Source organism: Desulfuromonas sp. (assembly GCF_002868845.1).
Taxonomy (GTDB): Bacteria; Desulfobacterota; Desulfuromonadia; order Desulfuromonadales; family BM501; genus BM501.
Window position 1 is genome coordinate 1 of sequence record NZ_PKUB01000056.1, and the last position, 305, is coordinate 305.

Sequence of the window (305 nt, forward strand, 5' to 3'; positions counted from 1 at the left end):
GATCCATACCAGGTCGACGAGGTGCCAGTAGAGTCCGGAGTTCTCCAGTGCGACATTGTCTGCCGGCCCGATCTTGCCGGACTTGACCCCGAGCAGGACCCAGACCAGCAGGGCCGCTCCGATGATCACGTGCAAGCCGTGCAGGCCCGTGGTGATGTAGTAGAGGTTGAAAAAGACGTCCTGTCCCGGCGGCATGCCTTTGAGGTGTTCGGAACCGGGATAGGTGCCGTGGGCGATCTTGGCGCTCCACTCGAAGTACTTGTTGATCAGGAAAACGGCTGCCGAGACCACCGTCGCGCTCAGAA

The 305-nt window shown here is 60.7% G+C and carries 1 protein-coding gene; it reads right to left on the reverse strand.

Annotation, left to right across the window (positions count from 1 at the left end):
* Positions 1–305: cytochrome c oxidase subunit 3 (locus C0617_RS16530; RefSeq protein ID WP_291318138.1), on the reverse strand; the 305-nt coding region annotated here is incomplete at both ends.